The 22,658-nt window shown below is 61.1% G+C and carries 21 protein-coding genes and 1 pseudogene; 19 read left to right on the top strand and 3 right to left on the bottom strand.

Annotated elements, in window-relative coordinates; translation table 11 throughout:
• Positions 1 to 9: 9 nt before the first annotated feature.
• A complete protein-coding gene (locus tag ACQZ40_RS17185) occupies positions 10 to 1,260 on the bottom strand; it encodes an MFS transporter (RefSeq protein WP_448748321.1) in 1,251 nt (416 codons plus the stop codon).
• A gap of 91 nt (positions 1,261 to 1,351) precedes the next feature.
• Here ACQZ40_RS17185 and ACQZ40_RS17180 point away from each other — a divergent pair, with 91 nt between their 5' ends.
• On the top strand, positions 1,352 to 2,209 hold the full coding sequence (locus ACQZ40_RS17180) for a LysR family transcriptional regulator (RefSeq protein ID WP_448748320.1): 858 nt from the start codon (positions 1,352 to 1,354) through the stop codon (positions 2,207 to 2,209).
• A gap of 58 nt (positions 2,210 to 2,267) precedes the next feature.
• On the opposite strand, the pseudogene ACQZ40_RS17175 reads toward ACQZ40_RS17180, so the two are convergent.
• Together ACQZ40_RS17175 and ACQZ40_RS17170 are read right to left on the bottom strand one after the other, a co-directional pair.
• Positions 2,268 to 2,874, bottom strand: a pseudogene (locus ACQZ40_RS17175) (nucleotidyltransferase domain-containing protein).
• Between the two features lie 54 nt (positions 2,875 to 2,928).
• Positions 2,929 to 4,281, bottom strand: a complete 1,353-nt coding sequence (locus ACQZ40_RS17170; protein WP_448748319.1) for an aminotransferase-like domain-containing protein — start codon at positions 4,279 to 4,281, stop codon at positions 2,929 to 2,931.
• A 130-nt stretch (positions 4,282 to 4,411) separates the two neighbouring features.
• On the opposite strand from ACQZ40_RS17170, the gene ACQZ40_RS17165 reads away from it, so the two are divergent.
• From ACQZ40_RS17165 to ACQZ40_RS17080, 18 genes are all read left to right on the top strand, one after another.
• Positions 4,412 to 4,816 (top strand): VOC family protein, encoded by a 405-nt coding sequence (locus ACQZ40_RS17165; protein ID WP_448748318.1) that lies wholly within the window; start codon positions 4,412 to 4,414, stop codon positions 4,814 to 4,816.
• Between the two features lie 36 nt (positions 4,817 to 4,852).
• On the top strand, positions 4,853 to 5,482 hold the full coding sequence (locus ACQZ40_RS17160) for a LysE family translocator (RefSeq protein ID WP_448748317.1): 630 nt from the start codon (positions 4,853 to 4,855) through the stop codon (positions 5,480 to 5,482).
• A gap of 50 nt (positions 5,483 to 5,532) precedes the next feature.
• Entirely contained in the window at positions 5,533 to 6,378 is an 846-nt protein-coding gene (locus ACQZ40_RS17155; protein ID WP_448748316.1) for a PhzF family phenazine biosynthesis protein, read from the top strand.
• A 28-nt stretch (positions 6,379 to 6,406) separates the two neighbouring features.
• Positions 6,407 to 7,003, top strand: coding sequence for an NUDIX domain-containing protein (locus tag ACQZ40_RS17150; RefSeq protein WP_078052933.1), 597 nt, complete (start codon positions 6,407 to 6,409; stop codon positions 7,001 to 7,003).
• A 186-nt stretch (positions 7,004 to 7,189) separates the two neighbouring features.
• The gene (locus tag ACQZ40_RS17145) at positions 7,190 to 8,098 is read left to right on the top strand and encodes a LysR family transcriptional regulator (RefSeq protein ID WP_448748315.1); all 909 of its coding nucleotides are present in this window, start codon (positions 7,190 to 7,192) and stop codon (positions 8,096 to 8,098) included.
• Between the two features lie 147 nt (positions 8,099 to 8,245).
• Positions 8,246 to 9,028, top strand: a complete 783-nt coding sequence (locus ACQZ40_RS17140; RefSeq protein WP_448748341.1) for a carbon-nitrogen hydrolase family protein — start codon at positions 8,246 to 8,248, stop codon at positions 9,026 to 9,028.
• A 15-nt stretch (positions 9,029 to 9,043) separates the two neighbouring features.
• Positions 9,044 to 9,709, top strand: a complete 666-nt coding sequence (locus tag ACQZ40_RS17135) for an RraA family protein (protein WP_003521976.1) — start codon at positions 9,044 to 9,046, stop codon at positions 9,707 to 9,709.
• A 62-nt stretch (positions 9,710 to 9,771) separates the two neighbouring features.
• A complete protein-coding gene (locus ACQZ40_RS17130; protein WP_142845637.1) occupies positions 9,772 to 10,812 on the top strand; it encodes an ABC transporter substrate-binding protein in 1,041 nt (346 codons plus the stop codon).
• Between the two features lie 277 nt (positions 10,813 to 11,089).
• A complete protein-coding gene (locus ACQZ40_RS17125; protein WP_174037449.1) occupies positions 11,090 to 12,163 on the top strand; it encodes an ABC transporter ATP-binding protein in 1,074 nt (357 codons plus the stop codon).
• Entirely contained in the window at positions 12,160 to 13,038 is an 879-nt protein-coding gene (locus ACQZ40_RS17120) for an ABC transporter permease (RefSeq protein ID WP_003521979.1), read from the top strand. Before ACQZ40_RS17125 ends, ACQZ40_RS17120 begins: the two co-directional genes overlap by 4 nt.
• A gap of 12 nt (positions 13,039 to 13,050) precedes the next feature.
• Positions 13,051 to 13,845: an ABC transporter permease gene (locus ACQZ40_RS17115; RefSeq protein ID WP_003521980.1), complete on the top strand. Its 795-nt coding sequence runs from the start codon at positions 13,051 to 13,053 to the stop codon at positions 13,843 to 13,845.
• A 145-nt stretch (positions 13,846 to 13,990) separates the two neighbouring features.
• On the top strand, positions 13,991 to 15,388 hold the full coding sequence (locus tag ACQZ40_RS17110; RefSeq protein WP_448748314.1) for an FAD-dependent oxidoreductase: 1,398 nt from the start codon (positions 13,991 to 13,993) through the stop codon (positions 15,386 to 15,388).
• Positions 15,385 to 16,605, top strand: a complete 1,221-nt coding sequence (locus ACQZ40_RS17105; protein WP_448748313.1) for an NAD(P)/FAD-dependent oxidoreductase — start codon at positions 15,385 to 15,387, stop codon at positions 16,603 to 16,605. Before ACQZ40_RS17110 ends, ACQZ40_RS17105 begins: the two co-directional genes overlap by 4 nt.
• Positions 16,605 to 18,050, top strand: a complete 1,446-nt coding sequence (locus tag ACQZ40_RS17100; protein ID WP_448748312.1) for an FGGY family carbohydrate kinase — start codon at positions 16,605 to 16,607, stop codon at positions 18,048 to 18,050. Before ACQZ40_RS17105 ends, ACQZ40_RS17100 begins: the two co-directional genes overlap by 1 nt.
• Before the next feature lie 142 nt (positions 18,051 to 18,192).
• Positions 18,193 to 19,008 (top strand): DUF2189 domain-containing protein, encoded by an 816-nt coding sequence (locus ACQZ40_RS17095; protein ID WP_080857785.1) that lies wholly within the window; start codon positions 18,193 to 18,195, stop codon positions 19,006 to 19,008.
• A 288-nt stretch (positions 19,009 to 19,296) separates the two neighbouring features.
• Complete coding sequence (locus ACQZ40_RS17090; RefSeq protein ID WP_080857786.1) at positions 19,297 to 20,112, top strand: cytochrome c oxidase subunit II; 816 nt, start codon at positions 19,297 to 19,299, stop codon at positions 20,110 to 20,112.
• A gap of 54 nt (positions 20,113 to 20,166) precedes the next feature.
• A complete protein-coding gene (locus tag ACQZ40_RS17085; RefSeq protein ID WP_448748311.1) occupies positions 20,167 to 21,945 on the top strand; it encodes a cytochrome c oxidase subunit I in 1,779 nt (592 codons plus the stop codon).
• The gene (locus ACQZ40_RS17080; protein ID WP_080857788.1) at positions 21,942 to 22,646 is read left to right on the top strand and encodes a cytochrome c oxidase subunit 3; all 705 of its coding nucleotides are present in this window, start codon (positions 21,942 to 21,944) and stop codon (positions 22,644 to 22,646) included. Before ACQZ40_RS17085 ends, ACQZ40_RS17080 begins: the two co-directional genes overlap by 4 nt.
• The last annotated feature ends 12 nt before the right edge of the window (positions 22,647 to 22,658 follow it).

The following is a 22,658-nucleotide window of genomic DNA, read 5'->3' as shown; positions in this document are numbered from 1 at the left end:
TATCCCGTTTCATGAAGAGCCGATCTGAGCTTTCGGCAGGCGCGGCGATGAGATTGTGAGGGGCAGCGCTGTTGCGACCACCGGCACGATCAGTGCGGACCATGCTGCCCCGTAGCCGAGATGATCGACCAGAAGGCCGAATATATAGGGGCCGATTGCCATGACACCCAGGCAGATCGTGGAAGCGAAGGCAATCGTCGACGCTATCGAACCTTTCGGTGCGCTTTCGGCGATCTGCAAAAGATAAAGTGGAAACCACCCGATACCGAATATTCCCAGCACGACAAGCACGACGAGGATAAACGGCGTCGGAACGCCGATGGGCAGTGCCGCGAGGATTGCGGCAGCGCCTGCGGCAATGACGGATACCAGGCCGAAGGATTGCGTACGAAGGCCGGGCCGGAAACGGTCGCTGAGCCATGGCAGCAAAATCCGGCCGGGAATGCCCGCAAACTGCGTTGCGGCAAACATGGACGATGCGGCAAAAAGGCCTAGCCCCAATCCATCCGCCATGAAGCCGATGACGTGTGCGGTGAGGGTGAATTGAAACGCGGACATGGCTATACCAAGCCGTAATACGGGCCAGAAGCTCGAATTCTGCCCGACCTCGCGGGCGAGTCTTGCCAGGGGAAGCGGGCGCTCGGTTTTTGCGGCCACATCGCCTCCCTCGCGATAGAGACCCCAGAAGAGTGCGGCGCCCGTGACGGAAACACCGGCGCAGAGCCATGCTGCCGCATGCCATCCGTAACGAACCGACATGAACGGGAGGAGGGCGGCCGCGATCATCGTTCCGAAAGGAACCGCAGCCTGCCGAAACCCAGTCGCTATGCCGCGCTTGGCAGGCGGGAACCAGCGCATGATCGCCCGCGTGCCGCCCGGTTGGACAGCGGCATAGGTGCCGCCCAGAAACGCGATGCACAAAAGCAGCGCCGGCAGGCTGTTTGCGAATGACGCCGCGCAGGCCATCGCGAGCGCCATGCCGAGCATGGCAATGCCGACGATGCGGCGCTCACCGTGAATATCGATGGCGCGGCCGAGCGTGAACATCGTCACGATCTGCACACCGTTCATGACGGTCACGGCCAGTGATGCGGATGCAAGGGAGATGCCGAATGCTTCTCGCCAGAAGGGCACGAGGATGTAAATCCCCTGCGATACGAACGAGCCGGCGGTTTGCGTTGCGACGGCGACGGCAAGGACTGCCCAGATCCGGCGGTCGGTGGCGGGCGTGGGCGAGGTCGAGGAAATCTGTGAAGACACGAAAAGCTCCTATAGAGAGTTTTCGTGCAATAGCGCTCGCGAGAACCCGATAGAATTAGGGGCTTGCGCATTTCAGCGATAACAGCTTGTTATGCAAAACATGCGCTCATTGGATCCCGAGGCCGTCGAGGCTTTTCTTCTCGTTGCCGAATTGCAGTCTTTCACACGGGTTGCAGGCATGATGAACACGTCACAGGCGGCAATATCGCTGCGCCTGCGCCGGCTTGAGGACATGCTGGGGCATCGCCTCGTCGAACGGACGCCGCGTCGCGTGCGTTTGACGGCGGCCGGCGAACGCTTTCTGGAGCCCGCGCGGGCTTATGTTGCGGCCGGCCGGCGTGCGCTCGATGTCTTTGGGCAGGAGCCGACCCGCCTCGCAATCGGTTTCACGCATCATTTGATCGGGGCCGATCTGCCCCGGATACTCCGGGTGATCAGCGAGCGTGAGACGAGCGTTACGCTTCATTTGCGCACCGCCGGCACCAGGACCCTGCTTGAGCTCTACGATGCCGGCGCGCTCGATGCGATCGTCGTGTTGCGGCATGACGACATTCGCCGCGATGGCGAGTTGCTGTTTCAGGAAAGCTTCGGCTGGTACTGTAGCGCGGATTTCGATCTGCCTTCGAACCTGCCGGTGCCGCTGGTGCTTCAACCGGAGCCCTGCAATTTGCGAGCCATGGCCCTTCGGGCGCTGGAGGCGGCGGACATCGCCTGGCGTGAGGTATTCGTCGGAACCGGGGCAACGGCGGTGGGAGCGGCTGCCGAAGCCGGGATCGGCGTCGCACTGCTGGCGCGAAGTGTAGCGCCCGCCGGTCTGCGGGAGGTGAGGGAAGGCCTGCTCCCACAGCTTTCGAAACTGGACGTGGTGATGATTTCCGCGGTCACAGGCGATCATGCGAACGCCGTGCTGCGACGGATCACGCGGGCATTTCAGTCCCCACGAGCCTGAAATTACTGTTTTCGAATTTCGGAGGAGGCGGAGATAACGCGGTCGCCGCTTCCCGAGATCACAGCGCCCGTACCCAGTCGTGACCCGGGTGCAGGCGGTCAAGGCATTCTCGCAGCCAGAGGCGTTCCGAAAGAGATAGCTTTGGCTGGGCTCTTCCGAAATCGTCCTCGTCCTTGGGGCGCCTGTGCTTTGCCTTGAACAGAAGCACGGCGGAGGCATTGAGATAAGGGATGCCGTCTGCGGTCAGCGACACCATTTCGATCCGCGGCCGCGTCATTTCCCGATTTCTCTTGTAAACCCAGGTGTCATTCGTCCCCGGCTCGATCATCATATCGGCGCGCCAGCACCCTGCAGGGCGATCGAAGCACCATATTTGAAAAATCTCGGGAGCCGGGTGCTGGTCCGCCAGCAGCGGTTCGATAATGCCATCGTTGACGGTATAGAACTCCATGTCACCCAGTTTCCGGCGAAAAATACTCAGATCTTCGCGCAGGACCGTGAATTCGAGATCGTCATGCTCGCGTCTTGCTCCCCTGCCACAGATCGAGAGCCCAGCCGCCGACAACGCACCATGGCAGCGATACGCCGTCCAGTCGCTGGGACAGTTCGACAGGGCTCCAGGGGTTCCATGCATTCTGGTCCGGCACAAGCGGGTGATCACTCATAATATACGGTCGCTTCCATGCAATTTTCGTATTCTCGTTTATTTGCCGATGGCCTCAAGGCCAACGCTTCAGCAGTCCCGCCAGAAGCGTCAGCGCCTCCGTGAGATCGTCGAATGACGGGCCGCCGAGGCAGAGCCGAATACCGCTCGCCTGATCGTCGGGGTTCACCAGCATGGATTCCGGACTGGTCAACTTGATACGTATTGCCGCAGCGGCGAATGCGAAACGATTGGCGGCGTAGCGTTCCATCGGCAGCCAGACGTTGTATGCATCGGAATGCGAGCCAAGCTGGTTCGTGCCGAGCAGTGAAACCGCCAGGCTGGAGCGCCGTCGGGCCTCGTGGCGCAAGTCCCGCTGGATTGACGAGATGATGCCGGAGGTCAGCCAATCTTCAACCACCGCGCAGGAGAGTGCGGATGGGGCCATCGGCATGTCCTGCAGAAGGTCTTCGGCGGTGTCGTGCAGCCCTGCCGGTAATGCAAGCACACCGATCTGCAGGCCGGGACCAAGGGACTTGGAGAGCCCGTTCACATGAAACGAGATTTCAGGAGCCAATGAGGCGAGCGGCGGCAAGGACTCGGCCGATGCCGCATAAACACCGTCCTCGATGATCCATACGCCTGCCCGACGGCAAATATCCGCAATGATCTGCCGCCGCGCCGCGCCCATGGTGACGGTTGTCGGATTATGCAGCGTCGGCGTCACGTAGACTGCTGTGCCATCACGCGACGCCGTGCCGGCGAGCGCTGCGGCAAGCGCTTCCGGCACCATGCCCTCGGCATCGATTTCAACACCCTGCATCCGGTATCCTTTACGCCGGGCCAGTGCGATCGCGCCGGGATAGGTGATCCGTTCGGTCAGGAGCAGGCCCTTTGGGCCGCAGGCGAGATCGAAGGCCAGGGCCAGCGCCTGGCGGGCGCCGCTCGTCAGCACCAGATGTGACGGATCGACAGTCAGACCCAGCGTTTCGAGCCAGTGGGCCAGAATACGGCGGTGTTCCAGATGTCCGGCGGGCGGGGCGTAAAGATTGATGTGATCCGCATCGATCCTGCGGGCGATCCCCGTTAGCGTCTTGGCCAGAATGCGGGCGTTGAGCGTGGCCGGCGGCGCATTTGAGGAGAGGTCGAACTGCCGATCCTTGTGCGCCTCCTGGAGCGCCACGAATGTTCCCCGGCCCTTGACGCTACGTGTCAGTCCTCGCCGTTCGAGAACTGAATAGGCTTTTGTCACCGTGCCAAGCCCCACCCCCAGTTTCCATGCAAGGTCGCGGTGGGCGGGCAGACGGTCGCCGCCCGTCAGTCGCCCTTCGATGATGTCATCGGCAAGAGCAAGCATCAGCCGTTCTGCGGCATTCGCCTCAATATCTGCAAGACGGGGAGTCCAGGGGGATTGCAGCAGCACGATCATACCTTCGATAAAAGTGTCACGTTACACTATTTCAATAAACAGCAAGTGTAACATAGGCTATGACGACGCTGACTGAAATCCACACTTTACGGCGGGCGATCGGCGATCATGCCGGCGCTTGGAGGATCGAATGTTCAGCCATGTAACCGTCGGAACGCGTGATCTTGAGCGGGCGGAACGCTTCTACGATGCTGTGCTTGTCCCGCTCGGCTTGACGCGGCGGGTCGTTACCCCGGATGGCGGGCCTGCGGCGCTTTGCTGGGTGGCAGCACACTCCCCGTTGCCCCGCTTTTATGTCTATCGTCCTTTCAACGGCGAGCCAGCCACGGTTGGCAACGGCGGCATGGTCGCCTTTCTGGCGCCGTCGAAAGAGGCGTTGGAGATTGCCTATGCCGGCGGCCTTGCGCATGGCGGCACGGATGAAGGAGGTCCGGGGCCACGCCCGCATTACGGAGACGGCTATTTCGGCGCCTATCTGCGTGACCCTGACGGCAACAAGGTCCACATCGTTCATCGCGGAGACCTCCAGCAATAGTGCTGGGGAAAGTGTCCTGCTTCTGGAGAAATCTGAATGATCGCCAGCCAGATCGCCCTCGTCTACGGCACCTATATCGTCGCCACCGCCAGCCCTGGGCCGAGCAACATGGCGATTATGGGCACGGCAATGCGTGATGGCCGTCTGCCCGCCCTCGCTTTGGCTGCCGGTGTCATCACCGGCTCGCTCTTCTGGGCGATCCTTGCGGCGACGGGCATGTCCGCCGTGCTGGCCGCCTATGCCCAGGCGCTTTTCATCATCAAGATATTTGGCGGCGTCTACCTGCTGTATCTGGCCTTTCGAGCGGGCAGGTCGGCCCTGAAGCCGGTTTCCGACCTTGCGGGGATGAACACCGGGCGTGCGACGCCACCCTATCGGGCGCTCTACCGGCAGGGTCTCCTCATGCATATCGGAAATCCGAAGGCGATCATGGCTCGGATAGCGATCATGTCGCTGGGGTTTCGCGAGGACGCGCCGGCGGGCATGTTGCCGGCGATCGTTGGTGGCTGCGCCCTTCTCGGCGTCATCGTATTCGGCAGCTATGCGCTTCTTTTTTCCACCGCCTCGATGATTGCGCTTTACACCAGATTGCGGCGCTGGATCGAATCCGTGCTTTCTGCGGTACTTGCCGTTGCGGGGTTGAAATTACTTCTCTCGCAGAGCTGACAGCCCCGCCGTCCGTGTTGCCGATCAATCCCAACTGAAAGAGCCGTGTCATGAGTTTTGCTATCCATATGATCGACCTGTTCGGCTCCGGGCCGCTTTCCGGCAATCCGCTGGCGGTCGTCATCGGCGCCGATGCTTTATCGACGGATGAAATGCAGCGATTGACGCGCTGGTTCAACCTTTCCGAAACCACCTTCCTGTTGCGGCCCACCCATCCGCAGGCTGATTACCGGGTCAGGATATTCTCGCTGGACAGGGAGTTGCCCTTTGCCGGGCATCCCACACTTGGCAGCTGCCATGCCTGGCTTTCGGCCAACGGCATGGCAAAAAATCAAACCGCCATTGTTCAGGAATGCGGTGCGGGACTGGTCACGATCAGGCGCTTGCATGGGCTACTTTGTTTTGCCGCTCCGCCGCTTATCCGTTCCGGCGCACCGACGCCGACCGAACTGGAAGAGGCGCGGCAGCTGTTGAGGATCGAGGCTTGCGATATCATCGATGCCGCCTGGATCGATAATGGTCCCGGCTGGCTGGGAATCAGGCTGGCATCGGCCGAAAAGGTGCTGGGCCTCGACCCGGCCCGCAATTGGCCCGGCCGCATCGATATCGGTGTGGTTGGTCCTCATGCGCAAGGCGGCGAGACCGCCTTTGAGGTTCGGGCCTTCTTCAGCGATCATCTGGGCGTCATCGTCGAAGACCCCGTCACCGGAAGCCTCAACGCCTCGGTGGCGCAATGGCTTTTCGCGACGGGCGTGGTTGACGAAGACTATGTCGCGGCGCAGGGAACGTACCTTGGCCGCCACGGCCGCATTTATCTGACCCGCGACGATGCCGGCCAGATATGGGTTGGCGGCGAAACGCGCACGCATGTCGAAGGCCGGTTGCATGGCCTTTGAAAAGACAGACGAAAACGAGGTGAATTTGATGACTAGCAGTGTTTACCGCCCCATTTCCGAACGCGTATTGGCGGATGATTGGGGACGGCTGACCAAGTATGAGTATGAACTTCAGCTGAGGGACGGAAGCTGGCAACGGCAGACCCGGGAGGCATATGATCGCGGCAACGGCGCGACATGCCTTTTGTACAATCCGGCAAGCGACAATGTGCTGCTGACCCGCCAGTTCCGGTTGCCGGTGCTTTTGAATGGCGGTCTGGAATCGCTGATCGAGACACCGGCGGGGCTGCTGGAAGGCGCTGACCCGGCGACGCGCATGCGTGCGGAACTGATCGAGGAAACCGGTTATGAGGTTTCCGAACTTACGCATCTGTTCGATATCTATATGAGCCCCGGATCGGTCACGGAATATCTCGCCTTTTTCTACGGTGAATATGCCGAGAAACATAAGGTCGGGGCAGGTGGCGGTTCAGCGGACGAGGGCGAAGACATCGACGTGCTGGAAATCGCCTTGCCCGAGGCGATGCGGATGATCGGCCGCGGCGATATTCGCGATGCCAAGACGATCATTCTGATCCAGCATCTCGCCATCCGGCTCTTGCAGGAAAAGATCACGGCACGCTGATCCCCATCCAATGCCTCCATTCAGGGAGGCCGGCGCAATCCCTTGAGAAAGGGAGGCGCCGGCTTTGATCGCTTGCCTATGGGCGCGCGCATCGGACATACTGCCCCTTGAACCACAAAGGCCAAGGGCAAGACGAAGCCAGAGACTTGGAGCTGGATCGCGGAGCCATGCGAGAAGATTGAGCCCATGAATACGCGATTCCTCGAAACTTTTCTCTGGGCTGCCCGATTGAGCAGCTTTTCGGCAGCCGCGGAACGTTTGCACACAACGCAAGCATCGGTGTCCAACCGGATTGCCGCTTTGGAGCGGGAGCTTGGTGTCGTGCTGTTCACGCGCGATGTGCGCTGCGTCAACCTCACGCCCGCGGGTCGTCTGGCGCTGCAACATGCCGAAAAGATCGTCAACCTCACCGGCGAGTTCCGGCAGATCGTCAGTAACCGCGAGGCGCTGAGGGGTACGGTGCGGATCGGTGCCGCCGATACGATCGTCTATGCCTGGCTGCCGCTGCTCATCCGCCGTGTGAACGAACAATATCCCGGTGTAAGCCTCGATCTGACCATCGATACCAGTCTGAAACTCTCGCAGCGCATTCAGAACGGCGAGGTGGATGTCGGTTTTATCATGGGGCCGATCATGGCTGCGGATATTTATAATTCACCGCTCTGCACCTTCGAATCCTGTTGGGTCGGCGCCGTCGAGCTGCCGCTGCCGGAAACCGGTGTGACGCTTGAAGATATAGCGCATTTTCCGCTTCTTACCTTCTCGACCGGCTCACAGCCGCATCAGGCCTTGCGGGCGCTTCTCGATTCCCACGGACTGTCCGATAGCCGCATCTACAATTCCAATTCGCTGTCGATCATGACGCGCCTTGTGGCCACGGCTGTCGGGGTGGGCGCCTTGCCGCGCGTTTTGGTGGACGGCATCATCAAATCGGGCGAAGCGCGTATTCTCGACATCACACCGGCGGTGCCGCCTCTTACCTTCCACACGGTTTATCAGGAGCGCGGCGACAATGCGCTTGCCCGTGCCATTGCCGACATGGCGACGGAAATCGTCAGGGAAACCACCACGCAATGGATGACGGCCGCAGCTTAAAATTTATGCTGCAACGCAAAATGATTAATCTATAAGCTTACCTTATGGGTTTCGATAGAGTTTTTCCGTTTGTCAGGAAAACAGTTCCCGTTCTTAATTCTCCTCGCAACATGAGAGGAGAGCAACGTGAAAGTCTCACTTGTTCAAATGAATACCCAGAACGACAAGGCAGAAAACCTCAGGGTTGCTGCCGATTTAATTGAGAAGGCAGTCAAGGCGGATAGTCCTGATCTTGTTGTTCTTCCGGAATACTTCGCATTTCTTGGAGATAATCCTCAGGAAATGCATGAGAGCGGGGAAGAATTCCCCGGCGGCGAGATCTACTCGCTGCTTTCGGATCTGGCCAGAAAGCACGCGATCACGCTGCATGCCGGTTCCATCGTCGAGAAGGAAGGCAACCGCTTTTACAATTCGACGCTCGTTTTCGGCCCGGACGGCAAACAGATCGCCCGTTACCGCAAAATTCACCTGTTCGACGTCGATACGCCGAACGGTATCAGCTACCGCGAATCCGATTCCGTTGCCCGTGGCGAAGAGGTCGTGACCTACAAGGTTGGCGACAGGACGGTCGGTTGCGGCATCTGCTACGATATCCGCTTCCCGGAACTGTTCCGCGCCCTGCGGGACAAGGGTGCAGATGTCATCGTTCTGCCGGCCGCCTTCACGCTGATGACCGGCAAGGACCATTGGGAAGTGCTGGCCCGCGCCCGCGCTGTCGAAACCCAGACCTATTTCCTCGCTGTCGGCCAGATCGGCACCCATGCGGGCGGCAAGAAGGCCTGCTGGGGTCATTCCATGGTCATCGATCCGTGGGGTCACATCGTCGCGCAATGCTCCGACACCGTCGGGACTGCTGGCGCCGCTCTCGACTTCGACTATTCGGCCAAGGTGCGCGCCAACGTGCCGGTGGCGAACCACCACGTTCTCTGATCGGAGAAAGACCCAATGTTTATCGTCAACCCCATGCCGGAACAGATCGGCGCCGACATCATCGAGCTTCTTGAAAAGGTCGAAGTCGCAACGATCGGCCATGTGCTTCATTCCGGTTTCGTCGATCCTGAAATCCGGGCCGTTCTTCCGGGCAAGCGCGTGGCGGGCACCGCCGTCACGCTGCGCATCCCGAATGCGGATTCGACCATGCTCCACTACCTGACGCAACTCGTGCGTCCGGGTGATATCGTTCTCATCGACCGTTGCGGCGACACCCGCCACGCCTGCTGGGGCGGTGTCATCACCAACACCATGAAGATGGCCGGCGTCAAAGCCGGTGTCGTCGATGGCCCGGCGACCGACTTCTCGGAGTTCACCAAGGTAGACATGCCAATGTGGTGCCGCGGCCCGTCGCCGATCACCACCAAGATCCTTGGTCTGGAAGGCGCGATCAACGTTCCGATCAGCGTCGGCGGCCAGATGATCAATCCGGGCGATGCGATCCTGTGCGACGAAAGCGGCGTTGTCGCCCTTCATCCGAGCCAGGCCCGCGCCATGGCGGAACGCGCCATCGGCATGCAGGAAGCCGAGATCGTGCTTCTGGAACGCCTGCGCAACGGCGAGAAGCTGCCGGATATTTCCGGCGCCAACAAATTCGTCCAGGCGAAGCTCAGCGCCTGACACAATCTTTCGGGTGGCGGATCCGTTCGCCACTCCCAATAACAATAGAGGAGAACAGGACAATGAAGAAATCGATACTTCTGAGTGGGATTCTCATGCTGGGTGCGGCCGCCATGCCGGCGCACGCCCAGCAGACCGTGACGTTCCTCGGCTATAGTGGCCTTTTCCAGGAGCGTTACACCAAGGCCGTCATCGAGCCTTTCATGGCCGCCAACCCGGATATCAAGGTCGACTATTTCCCGCAGCAGGGTTCCGCCGCCATGCTCGGCTCGCTGCGTGCCCAGAAAGCTGCGCCGCAATCCGATATCGCGCTGATGGACGTCTCCGTCGCCAAGACCGGCACGGACGAAGGCCTGTTCGACAAGGTCGATGAAAGCGTTACCAAGAACGTTGCCGACCTCTATCCGAACGCCCGCTTCGAGGGCGTCGCCGGTGTCGGCGTGACCTTCGACAACCTCGTTCTCATCTACAATACCGATGCAATCAAGACCGCGCCGGACAGCTGGAATGCCCTGAAAGACAGCGCCTTCAAGGGCAAGATCGCCATGTTGAGCGCTCCTGACATCGTCGGTATCGGCACGACCATCATCATGGACCATATGAATGGCGGCACCGATTTCATCAAGAATATCGACGCCGGCATCAATGCCATGGCTGAAGTCGCGCCGAACGTCCAGACCTGGGAACCGAAGCCGGAAGTCTATCCGACTGTCGTCAACGGTCAGGTGTCGCTGGGCGTGGGCTGGAACGCCCGCAGCCAGGTGAATGCCGATGGTTCCAAGGGCAAGATGAAGGTCGTTCTTCCGAAGGAAGGCACGATCCTGCAGATCAACACGCTCAATCTCGTCAAGGGCGGCCCGTCGTCCGAGGCGGCCCGCAAGTTCATCGATTACGCGCTGAGCCCGGAAGCTCAGGCCGCCTTCACCGCCGCCATGTATTATGCGCCGACGAACGCCAAGGCCACGGTGGCTCCCGATGTCAGCGATCGCACGGTCGTCAAGGCGATGGACAAGGTTATCCCGGTCGACTGGATCGGCCTCTCGAAGGTTCGTGACCAGATCACGCAGGACTGGCGCCGCAAGGTCATCCCGCTCAGCCGCTAAGGCTTTCGCGTCTCTGTCGTGAAAAATGGCAAGTCTTCCGCATCCCCTTCGGGCGGATGCGGAAACGGCATAGGCCCCGGCTCATTTCCTCCGTCGGTGTTGGGATCGATGGAGGGGTGGGTGGCCCGAAGGCCTGCTTGGGGAAAGCGCCGCGCACAGTGCAGGTGAATTTCCGCCGCGATTGCATAGATCAAGGGACAGGGCATGTCCGCGACCCCGCCGGGATGGGACATGTTCTGGAGAAAGGCAAAAAGCCAGAATGGGAACTTCAGACATCATGCAGCCAGGATTTCTCTCGATTCGTTCATTGACCAAGCGCTACGAAACCATGGTCGCCGTGGATAATCTCAATCTCGAGATTCCCAAGGGCGAACTGGTTGCCTTCCTCGGTCCATCCGGCTGCGGCAAGTCGACATCGCTGCGCATGATTGCCGGCCTTGCCCCCGTGACGTCGGGTTCGATCCTGATCGACGGCAAGGATGTGACCCAGCTTGCTCCCTACAAGCGCGATATCGGCCTCGTTTTTCAGAGTTACGCGCTTTTCCCGCATATGACGGTTCTCAAGAACGTCATGTTCGGTCTTGAAATGCGCAAGGTACCGGCTGCCGAAGCGGAACGGCGTGCACGCGAAGCGATTGCCATGGTGCGTCTGGAAGGGCGCGAGGATCGCCGGCCCGCCCAGCTTTCCGGCGGCCAGCAGCAGCGCGTCGCACTGGCGCGTGCACTGGTCATCCAGCCCTCCATCCTTTTGTTTGACGAACCTCTTTCCAATCTCGACGCCAAGCTGCGCGACGAGATGCGCTCTGAAATCCGCCGCATCCAGAAACAGCTCGGCATCACCTCCATCTTCGTCACCCATGATCAGGTGGAGGCGCTCAGCATGTGCGACAAGGTCGCCGTGCTCAATGGCGGGCGTCTGGAACAGCTCGGCACGCCGCATGATCTTTACGAGCGCCCGGCAACGGCTTTCGTCGCCTCTTTCGTCGGCCGCACCAACAGGCTGGTCGGAAACGCGGTCGGCGATCACATCACGGTCGGCGACGCGACACTGCGTGCGCCCGGCTCGCACAATGGCAAGATCGACCTTATGGTACGGCCGCACCGCATGGCCATGACGGTTGCCGGTGACGCCGCACCCGATTTCGACGGAGCGCCGGTCAATCGCATCGCCGGTGAGGTTCGCGATGTCTATTATGCGGGCGATATCCTTCACTACGAGATTACCGCGGGCGGACAGACATTGTCGGTGGAGCGCGCGACTTCCGGCGGGGAAACACCTGTGGCGGCGGGCAGCGCGGTCAGCCTCGTCTGGCGCGTGGAGGACACGCTGGTCTTCGGAGCAGGCCAATGACAGCGGCGGTCATGATCACGGCTCCCGGCAGCCGCACATCCTCCATGGTGTTTCTAGCAACGCTTCTTCTCGGGCCGATCATTGCGGTCAATGGGCTGGCCTTCGTCATGCCTGTCTTCAACCTGCTCCTGCTTTCCTTCCGTGAAAGCCTTGGCGGCGGCGGTCTCGGCGAAGCCCACACGCTCGACAACTGGTCGTCCACCCTGACCGACGGTTTTTATATTGAACTGATCGGCCAGAGTATCCTGACCAGCCTTCTGATTACGGTTCTCACACTCATCGCCTCCTATCCCATCGCGCTTTATCTTCACCGGGCGCAGGGCCGCTGGAAGACGTTGCTGCTGGTGCTCGTCATTTCGCCGTTGCTCACATCGGCCGTGGTGCGCACCTATGGCTGGATCGCGATCCTTGCCGATGACGGCCTCATCAACAACATCCTCTTAGCGCTCGGTGCCGAAAGCGGCGTGCGGTTGCTGTTCAACAAGGTCGGCGTCGTCATCGGGCTAACCGAAATCCTGATGCCCTATATGATCCTGGCGCTGCTTGCCGGTTTCGGCAGGCTCGATCCGCGTGTCGAAGAGGCGGCGGAAACGCTCGGCGCATCGCCGTGGAAGGTATTCTGGCGGATCATCGTGCCGCTCACCATGCCCGGCGTCGCGCTCGGTTGCCTGCTTTCCTTCGTTCTCGCCGTCAGTTCGTTCATCACCCCCAAGCTGCTTGGCGGCGGGCGCGTCTTCCTTCTCGCGACGGAAATCTACGATCAGGCCATCGTGACGCTCAACTGGCCGCTCGCCGCGACGCTGTCGATGATCATCCTCGTGATTTTCGGCGCTGCCCTGGTGCTCTATTCCCGGCTTCTGCGGGCCATTCTTTAAAGGAGATCGAAGATGGAAGAACGTCCCGCTCCGCTGGCGCTGAAAATCGTCGCCTTCATCATGTTCCTTTTCCTGCTGGCACCCGTGGTTCTCGTCGTGCCGATCTCATTTTCAGCCGATAGCTACATGACCTTTCCTCCCTCCGGCTGGAGCCTGCGCTGGTATGTCGATCTCATGCACAATTCCAAGATGATGGGAGCGCTCGGCACCAGCACCCTTCTCGCCATCATCGTCACCGCGCTCTCCATGCTGATAGCGCTGCCGGCCTCCTATGCCATCGTGCGCATGCGGGTGATCGGAGCGGATGCGCTTCTCGCCTTCTTCACCGCGCCGCTGCTGCTGCCGACCATCGTTCTCGGCCTCGCGATCCTGATCGTCTTTGCCGGTGCGGGCCTGCTCGGCACCTTCACCGGTCTGGTGATCGCCCATCTCATCATCGTGCTGCCCTATGCGCTGCGTGTTCTCACCACCTCGCTTGCCGGCCTGCCGCTGATTTTCGAGGAGGCCGCCTCCACGCTCGGGGCATCGCCGCTCACGATTTTCCGACGCGTGACCATGCCGATGATCGCGCCGGGCGTCGTGGCGACGGCGGCACTTTCCTTTCTGGTGTCGTTCGACGAAGCGGTAATTTCGCTGTTCCTCACCGGTCCGCGCATCACCACGCTTCCCGTCGCCATGTATCAGCATGTGGAAACGCAGGCGGATCCGCTCGTTGCGGCCATTTCCGTTCTCTTGATCGTCCTCACCCTTGCCGTCGTCCTCATCGTCGACCGCACGGCGGGCCTGACCAAGACTTTCGTGAAATAAAGTCGTGGGGGCTGCCGGCTGGCGCTGGCTGCCCCTACTGTCACAGGCGCGAATTTCACTCCCGTTTATGAACGCCGCTGCTGCATCGGCGCGATCCGTCGCGCCTGCTGATTTCGCTTTGAAAGACGAAGGCAAAGGGAAGCCCATGGCTGAAACTCCCTCCACGGAATTTGATGTCGCCGTCATTGGCGCCGGTGTGGTCGGTTGCGCGGTCGCCCGCCGTTTCGCGCTGGCCGGTGCGAAGGTGGTGGTCATCGAGAAAGGCCCCGATATCCTCTCCGGTGCCTCCAAGGCCAATAGCGCCATCCTCCATACCGGCTTCGATGCGCCGGAAGGCAGTCTGGAACTGGAACTGGTGAAGGCAGGCCGGGCGGAATATCTCTCCATTCATGGGCAGATGGGCCTCAGCCTCGTCGAAACAGGCGCACTGGTCTGCGCCTGGAACCCGGACGAGGCGGAAAAACTGCAGGCGATTGCGGATCAGGGGCGGCGCAACGGCATTGCCGGGCTTGAGCTTCTTACAGCGGGGCACGCTCGCGAAACCATGCCGGGCCTGTCCGACCGCCTTGTCGCTGCGCTTGACGTTCCGGGCGAACATATCATCGATCCGTGGTCCGCGCCGCTCGGCTATCTCACGCAGGCGGTGGCGCTCGGCGCGCAGCTGGTGCGCAACGCGGAAGTTCTGTCCGGTGCGTTCGACGGCACGTGGCGGATCGAGACGACGGCCGGCGTTATCCTTGCCGCAAGCATTGTCAATGCCGCCGGGCTGTTCGGCGATATTGTCGACGCGCGTCTGGGGCTTTCGCCTGACTTTGCCATCAAGCCCCGCAAGGGGCAGTTCGTGGTGCTGGACAAGGCTGCCCGCCGGCATGTGCCGCGCATCGTCCTGCCCGTTCCGACCGAAATCACCAAGGGCATCGTCGTGTGCCCCACCGCCTTCGGTAATGTTCTCGTCGGCCCGACGGCGGAAGAGCAGGAAGACCGCGAGCGCGCGACGGTCGAGACGGCGACGCTGGAAGTACTGCTGGAGCGCGGTGCGGAGATCGTTCCGGCGCTAGCTTCCGTTTCCGTAACCGCCGTTTATGCCGGTCTGCGACCGGCGTCTGAAAAGAAGCATTACCGCATTTCCGCCCGGCCGGACCGGCGGGCCATCACGCTCGGCGGCATTCGCTCCACCGGCCTCAGCGCCGCCCTCGGTCTGGCGCAACATGCGCTGAAGCTTCACGAAGGTTTCGGCACGCATTTTGTCCCACCGCCCTCAGTTCCCGACGTGACGATACCCAACCTGACGGAAACCTGCGAGCGGGACTGGCAGCGTGCCGATCACGGCGAAATCGTCTGTCATTGCGAACTCGTCACGCGGCGCGAGATCGAGGCGACCTTTTTAAGCCCGGTGCCGCCGGGCGATTTCGGTGGGCTGCGGCGCCGCACCCGCGCCGGCATGGGTCGCTGTCTGGGCTTTTATTGCAACGCCCGGCTGGCCGCGATGACGGGCGACCGCCTGGCGATCCCGCTTGCCGTTCACGAGGGAGGCGACCGATGAGTGCGGATGTAATCGTGGTCGGCGGCGGCCCGGCAGGTGTGTCGGCGGCGCTGGAGCTGAAAGCGCGCGGTATCGCCCGCGTGATGATCCTCGAGCGTGAGCCGGCCCTTGGTGGCGCAACCCGGCATTGCCTGCATTCGCCCTTCGGCATGCGTGAGTTCGGACGCGTCTATTTCGGCCCGGCCTATGCGCAACGCCTGCAGCGGCAGGCGCAGGATGCGGGTGTCGATATCCGCACCGGTCATTCCGTGGTGGAACTCGGACAGGATGGCGCGCTGCTGGTGACGTCGGCGCGCGGCGTCGAGACGCTGAAGGCCCGGCGTATCGTGCTTGCGACCGGCGCGCGGGAAAAACCACGCTCCGCGCGGCTTTTACCCGGCGACCGGCCGGTGGGTGTGGTCACCACCGGCACGCTGCAATCCTATGTCGCCTTTCACGGCATCATGCCCTTTCGTCGGCCGCTCATCGTCGGTTCGGAACTGGTTTCCTTTTCCGCGCTTCTAACCTGCCTGACGCATCGCGCCCGGCCTGTGGCGATGATCGAGCCGGAACCGCATCCGCTGGCGCGGTCGCCTTTCCATTGGTTTCCGCGACTGGCCGGGGTGCCCTTTCATTGTGGCGCGGTACTTACGGATATTCGCGGACGCGGCCGGGTGGAGGAGGCCGATATCCGTCTGGCGGATGGTCGCATCATGACGGTCCAATGCGACGGTGTTCTGCTCACCGGGCGCTTCACGCCGGAAGCAGCGCTTCTCAATGCATCCGCCGTGGATGTTGCGGCAGGCAGTGCCGGGCCGCTGATCGATCAGGACGGACGGATGCCCAACCCGATATTCTTCGCCGGCGGGAATGTCTTGCGAGCCGTGGAAACGGGCGGCTGGGCGTTTCGCGAAGGGCGTCGGGTTGGCGCGGCGGTGGCCGACGATCTCGCCCGGGAACCATGCGGCGCGCCGGGAGTGCCCGTCACCTTCGCCGATCCGCTCAAGCTGGCGGTTCCCGCCATGTTGCGGCCGGGTGGGCTCGACAGACCCGCATTTCGCGATTTTCAGCTTCGTTTCACCAGACCCGTTCAAGGCCGGCTTTCGCTGCATCTCGACGGGACGGACGTGTGGAGCAAGACCGGCCGTTGGCGTCCTGAACGCCGTGTGTTGGTGCCCATTCCCGGCGCTGCGTTTGAAGCGGGGCGGATTGCTTTTCACTTTCAGGAGACCAATTGATGCGCATTGCCGCAATCGATCAGGGAACGACATCGACCCGGTGCCTTGTGGTGAGCGATGGCGGCACGGCGGAGGTCGTGGCGAGCCGGCGTCACGCACAATTTTATCCGGCCGCCGGCCATGTGGAACATGATCCGGAAGAACTGCTGGGCAACATCCGCGCAGTGCTGGCTGCCGCCGGGCCGGTGGATGCCATCGCCATCGCCAATCAGGGCGAGAGTTGCCTGGCGTGGGATGCCGTGAGCGGGGAGGCGCTGTCGCCGGTCATCGTCTGGCAGGATGCCCGCACCGCCGAAGCGCTCTCCGCCCTGCCGCCTTCGGCAACGGATCGTTCGAAAGCGATTTGCGGGCTGCCGCTCGATCCCTATTTTTCGGCCAGCAAACTGGCCTGGCTGGTCAGGCACAATCCGGCGGTGGCACAGGCACGCGCGGCAGGCCGTTTGCGGCTGGGCACCACCGATGCGTTTTTTCTGGACCGGCTGACGGGCTGTTTCCGCACCGACCTTGCAACGGCGTCGCGCACGGGTCTGCTCGATCTTTCAACCGGAGACTGGAGCCCGGAACTCTGCGCGCTTCACGGCGTGCCGCTGGATTGCCTGCCCACAATCGGCCCTGTCGATGGCGGCTTCGGCGCGGCCGAGGGAACGCCTATCCGCGTTTCCATCGTCGATCAGCAGGCAGCGCTTTATGGGCATGGCTGCCGCAAGGCCGGCGATTGCAAGATAACCTTCGGAACCGGAGCCTTTCTGCTGGCCGTTGCCGGTCACGGGCGGCCGGCGACGGGAGAGCTTCTGCCGACCATTGGCTGGCAAATGCAGGGCGCCCCCGCTGTTTTCGCCATCGAAGGCGGGATCTATGATGCCGGCGCGGCGCTCGAATGGGCGAAAAAGATCGGCCTCTATGCTGAAAATGCCGAACTCGACGGTTTCGAGGGACCATCGGCCATTCGCCGCGGCCTTGTCTTCGTGCCCGCCCTTTCGGGCCTTGCCGCGCCCTATTGGGACAGGCAGGCGGTGCCTTTGTTCATCGGCATGGACCACGCGACCGAGCGGCGTGACATGGTGCGCGCCGTGCTGGAAGGCATTGCCCTGCTGACGGCGCGGTTGATCGAGGCGGCATCGGCGGTCGCCCCCATAGGCGATACGATCTCCATCGATGGCGGCTTGTCGAACAGCCGCTATTTCGCCCGCTTTCTGGCTGCCGCCAGCGGTCGAACCATCTGCGTGCCCGCCATGCGCGAGTTGACGGCGCTCGGCCTGGCGGAACTGTGCGGCGTCGATGTCGCGGCCCTACGAGGCGATGCCGAGATATTCGCGCCCGACGGATCGGTCGATGCCAAAGACCATGCTCGCTTCGCACGCGCCATAGACAGTGCACGGAGCTGGCAACGATCCAAAACCTGCACGAGTGCGGTTCTGTCGACCATGCCGGCAGCGGGCATCTGATTTCTCCAATTTAAAGAACAGGCGACAAAGGCGACAGAATTTGATAAATTACAAAACAGCCGGTTGCGGTTTGACGCGTCGATAGAGGTCACCGAGCGTTCCTGTACCGCCAGCCGGATCATGGCGCAGGAGGAGAAGTGCTATGACGGCATTCCATGTCATGGCCGGTGCGAGTGGCGAATTTGCCCGCCCGGAAGTCCGCAAGATTGGCATCCCGGATATTGTGGATGCGTTGAAGCTGGGACTTGAGGACTTTAAAGAAAAGCCGTCCCACTATGTTTTTCTCTGTCTTATGTATCCGATCGCCGGTGTTTTTCTGGTGATGTGGAGTTCCGGCGCCAATCTGCTGCCGGTTATTTATCCGCTGATGTCGGGTTTTGCACTGATTGGTCCGATCGCGGCCATCGGGCTTTATGAAATCAGTCGACGACGCGAGCAGGGGTTGGATAGCTCCTGGCGGCACGCACTGGAGGTTCGGCACTCTCCGGCCCTGCCGTCGATCATCGCGGTCGCCGTCATGCTTTTCGTGCTTTTCGTCGTCTGGTTGATTGTTGCGCAGAGCATCTACACTGCGACTTTCGATGCGACCGGTCCGGTCTCCCTCTCCACCTTTCTGTCGGACGTATTGACGACCTCGCAAGGTCTCTCCCTCATCGTCTGGGGCAATCTGGCCGGCTTCGTTTTCGCGGTCGTCGTGCTGGCGACAACGGTGGTGGCGTTCCCACTGCTGCTCGACCGGGATGTCGGCGCAGTTGCGGCGGTGGATGCGAGCATCCGCGCCACGCTTGCCAACCCGGTTCCGGTGGCGCTTTGGGGATTGATCGTCGCGGCCTTGCTCGTCGTCGGCACGATCCCGGTATTTATCGGCCTCGCGGTCGTCATGCCCATCCTCGGCCACGCGACCTGGCACCTCTATCGGAAACTGATCGTGTCCGATTATTCACGCCGTACGCCCTGAATTCATAGAGGAAATCTATCCGTAGATCATCCTTACTGCCGTTGCGGCCCCGCTGAGGAAGCCGCAGCGGTTGGGATGACCATGGAGAGTGCGGGGATGCCATGTGGTATCGTTTCTTCCGATCTGTCTGCTTTCCGCGAGTGCCTTCTTGATTGAGGCCGTAGTACAGGAAGGGGACCCTGCCGCAGGCGCTACCATAATTGCTCGCCCGATCAATTTATGAGATAATTCTAATATACCTCGCGATGGAGTTGTGAAGCGTTCGTGGCCGGGTCACGGGAGGAGACGATGGCTGTCGTTGTGATTCTCGTTCTGCTGGTGGTGGGATCGATCGTATTCCACCTGCTAAGCCCGTGGTGGTGGACGCCGATAGCCTCGAACTGGAGCTATATCGACAATACGATCATCATCACTTTCTGGATCACCGGCTTCGTTTTCTCGGCCGTTGTGCTGTTCGTCGCCTATTGCGTGTTCCGCTTCCGGCACCGCGCCGGAAACCGGGCGGCATACGAGCCCGAAAACAAGCGCCTGGAATGGTGGCTGGCGGGCGGAACCGGGGTTGGGGTGGCTGCAATGCTTCTGCCGGGCCTCTTCGTATGGAACCAGTTCGTAACCGTACCGGACGGTGCAAGCGAAGTGGAAGTCGTCGGTCAGCAATGGCAATGGAGTTTCCGCCTGCCGGGAGCGGACGGACGGCTCGGGCGGGCGGATACGCGCGCTATTGGACCCGGCAATCCGCTCGGCCTGAACAGGAACGATCCCGCCGGAATGGACGACGTCATCATTGAAGGCGGAGAGTTGCATCTGCCCGCCGGCAGGCCGGTGAAAATGCTGCTGCGCGCGGTCGATGTCGTGCATGATTTCTATGTGCCGGAGTTCCGGGCCAAAATGGACATGATCCCCGGCTCGGTCACCTATTACTGGTTTACGCCGACCCGGACGGGAACTTTCGAGGTTCTCTGCGCGGAACTGTGCGGTGTGGGCCATCCGCAGATGCGCGGTACCGTCGTCGTCGATACCGAGACCGATTATCAGGCCTGGCTGCAGCAGCAGCCGACTTTCTCGAAACTGCTGGCTTCGGCGGAAACGTCGGCGGCCAGATAAGCGCCGTGCAGATTGGAAGGGAAGGCCGCATCGGGAGAACAGGGAGGATGGAACATGGTCGAGATTGGATCCGGCGCCGGGCAGGTCATTCAGCCCGCTGAAGTCGAGGACGTCGAGCTTTATCATCCGAAAAGCTGGTGGACGAAATATGTCTTCAGCCAGGATGCCAAGATCATTGCCATTCAATATTTCCTGACAGCCATCGCAATAGGCATGGTGGCGCTGGTGCTTTCCTGGCTGATGCGGCTGCAGCTCGCTTTTCCCGGCTATTTCTCCTTCATCGATGCGGAATATTATTATCAGTTCATCACCATGCATGGCATGATCATGGTGATCTACCTGCTGACTGCATTGTTTCTCGGCGGTTTCGGCAACTACCTGATCCCGCTGATGCTCGGCGCGCGCGACATGGTGTTTCCCTATGCCAATATGCTAAGCTACTGGCTCTACCTCTCCGCCGTCCTTGTGCTGGTGGCCGGTTTCTTCGCACCCGGCGGGCCGACGGGCGCAGGCTGGACGCTCTATCCGCCGCAGGCGCTTCTTTCTGGAACGCCGGGCGGGCGCGACTGGGGCATCATCCTGATGCTGTCATCGCTGATCCTGTTCATCATCGGCTTTACTTTGGGCGGGCTGAATTACGTCGTCACCGTGTTGCAGGGACGCACGCGGGGCATGACGCTGATGCGCATGCCACTGACGATATGGGGCATATTCACGGCGACGGCCATGGCGCTGCTCGCTTTCCCGGCGCTCTTCGTCGCCGCGGTCATGATGCTGTTCGACCGGCTGCTCGGCACGAGCTTCTTCATGCCGGCCATCGTGGAGATGGGCGAACAATTGAAGCAGGATGGCGGCAGTCCCATCCTGTTCCAGCACCTGTTCTGGTTCTTCGGCCATCCGGAAGTCTATATCGTCGCACTTCCCGCCTTCGGTATCGTCTCGGATCTGATCAGCACCCATGCGCGCAAGAATATCTTCGGCTACCGCATGATGGTCTGGGCGATCGTCATCATCGCGGCGCTGAGCTTCGTCGTCTGGGCGCATCATATGTATGTCAGCGGCATGAACCCGAATTTCGGGTTCTTTTTCGCAACCACGACGCTGATCATCGCCGTGCCGACGGCGATCAAGGTCTATAACTGGGTGCTGACGCTCTGGCGCGGCGATATCCATCTCACCCTGCCGATGCTGTTTGCGCTCGCCTTCATCGTCACATTCATAAATGGCGGATTGACGGGCCTCTTCCTCGGCAATGTCGTCGTCGATGTGCCGCTTTCGGATACGATGTTTGTGGTCGCCCATTTTCATATGGTGATGGGGGTCGCGCCGATCATGGTGATCTTCGGTGCGATTCACCACTGGTATCCGAAAGTCACGGGCCGGATGCTGAACGAGGCGATGGGGCACGTCCATTTCTGGATCACCTTTCTCGGTGCCTATGCCATCTTCTTCCCGATGCATTATCTCGGGCTGATGGGTGTGCCGCGCCGCTATTATGAGCTGGGCGAAACCGCCTTCATTCCAGATTCGGCGCACACGTTGAACATATTCATCACCGTGGCCGCGCTCATCGTCGGTGCGGCTCAACTGCTGTTCGTGTTCAATCTCGAGTGGAGCCTGCGCTGGGGCAAAAAGGCGGTCGGCAATCCGTGGCGGGCCACGACACTGGAATGGCAGACGCCGCAGACCCCGCCGGTTCATGGCAACTGGGGCAAGGAACTGCCGGTCGTTTATCGCTGGCCGTATGATTACAGCGTGCCCGGCGCGGCTGAGGACTTCCTGCCGCAAAACCAGCCGGCGGCGGCCGGACCTTCCGAAAGGGCCCTGTCATGAGCGCCATCCTCGTCTTCATGGCCGGGATCGCCGGCATCATCGGCTGGTGGATGGCGCGGCAGCGGCTGGCCTCGAAGCCCTGGCTGGAAGTCGGTTTGGCAGGCGATGCGCAGCAGATGCAGGGATCGTCGGCGACGATTGCGAAAGTCGGACTTGGGATATTTCTGGCGGTTGTCGGTGCGTTGTTCACCTTGCTCATCAGCGCCTATCTCGGCCGCATGGGCGGCGCCGACTGGTGGGGTATCCCGATCCCCAGACTGTTATGGGTGAATACTGCGACGCTTGCCGCCAGCAGTCTGGCGCTGCAATGGGCGAAAACCGAAATCCGTCCAGATCATCGCGACAGGCTGAACGCGGCTCTTGTGACAGCCTTTGCAACGGCTGTTTTCTTTGTCGCCGGTCAATTCCTGGCGTGGCAGCAACTCATCTCCGCAGGCTATGTTCTGGCGGATAACCCATCGAACAGCTTCTTCTACATGATCACGGGCCTGCACGGCCTGCATATATTGGGCGGGCTCTTCGTGCTTGGACGCACCGCAATCCGTGCCCGGAGCGAGCCCTTGTCGGCAAGGATGCGCCTGAGTGTGGAGCTGTGCGCCATCTACTGGCATTTCATGCTGATCGTCTGGCTGGTCCTTTTTGCGCTTTTCGCCGGTTGGGCGAACAGTTTCGTCGATCTCTGCCGTCAATTGGTCACCTGAGGAGTGTCGATC

Source organism: Agrobacterium sp. 16-172Ci (genome assembly GCF_053522725.1).
This window is presented reverse-complemented; position numbering and strand designations above follow the sequence as displayed.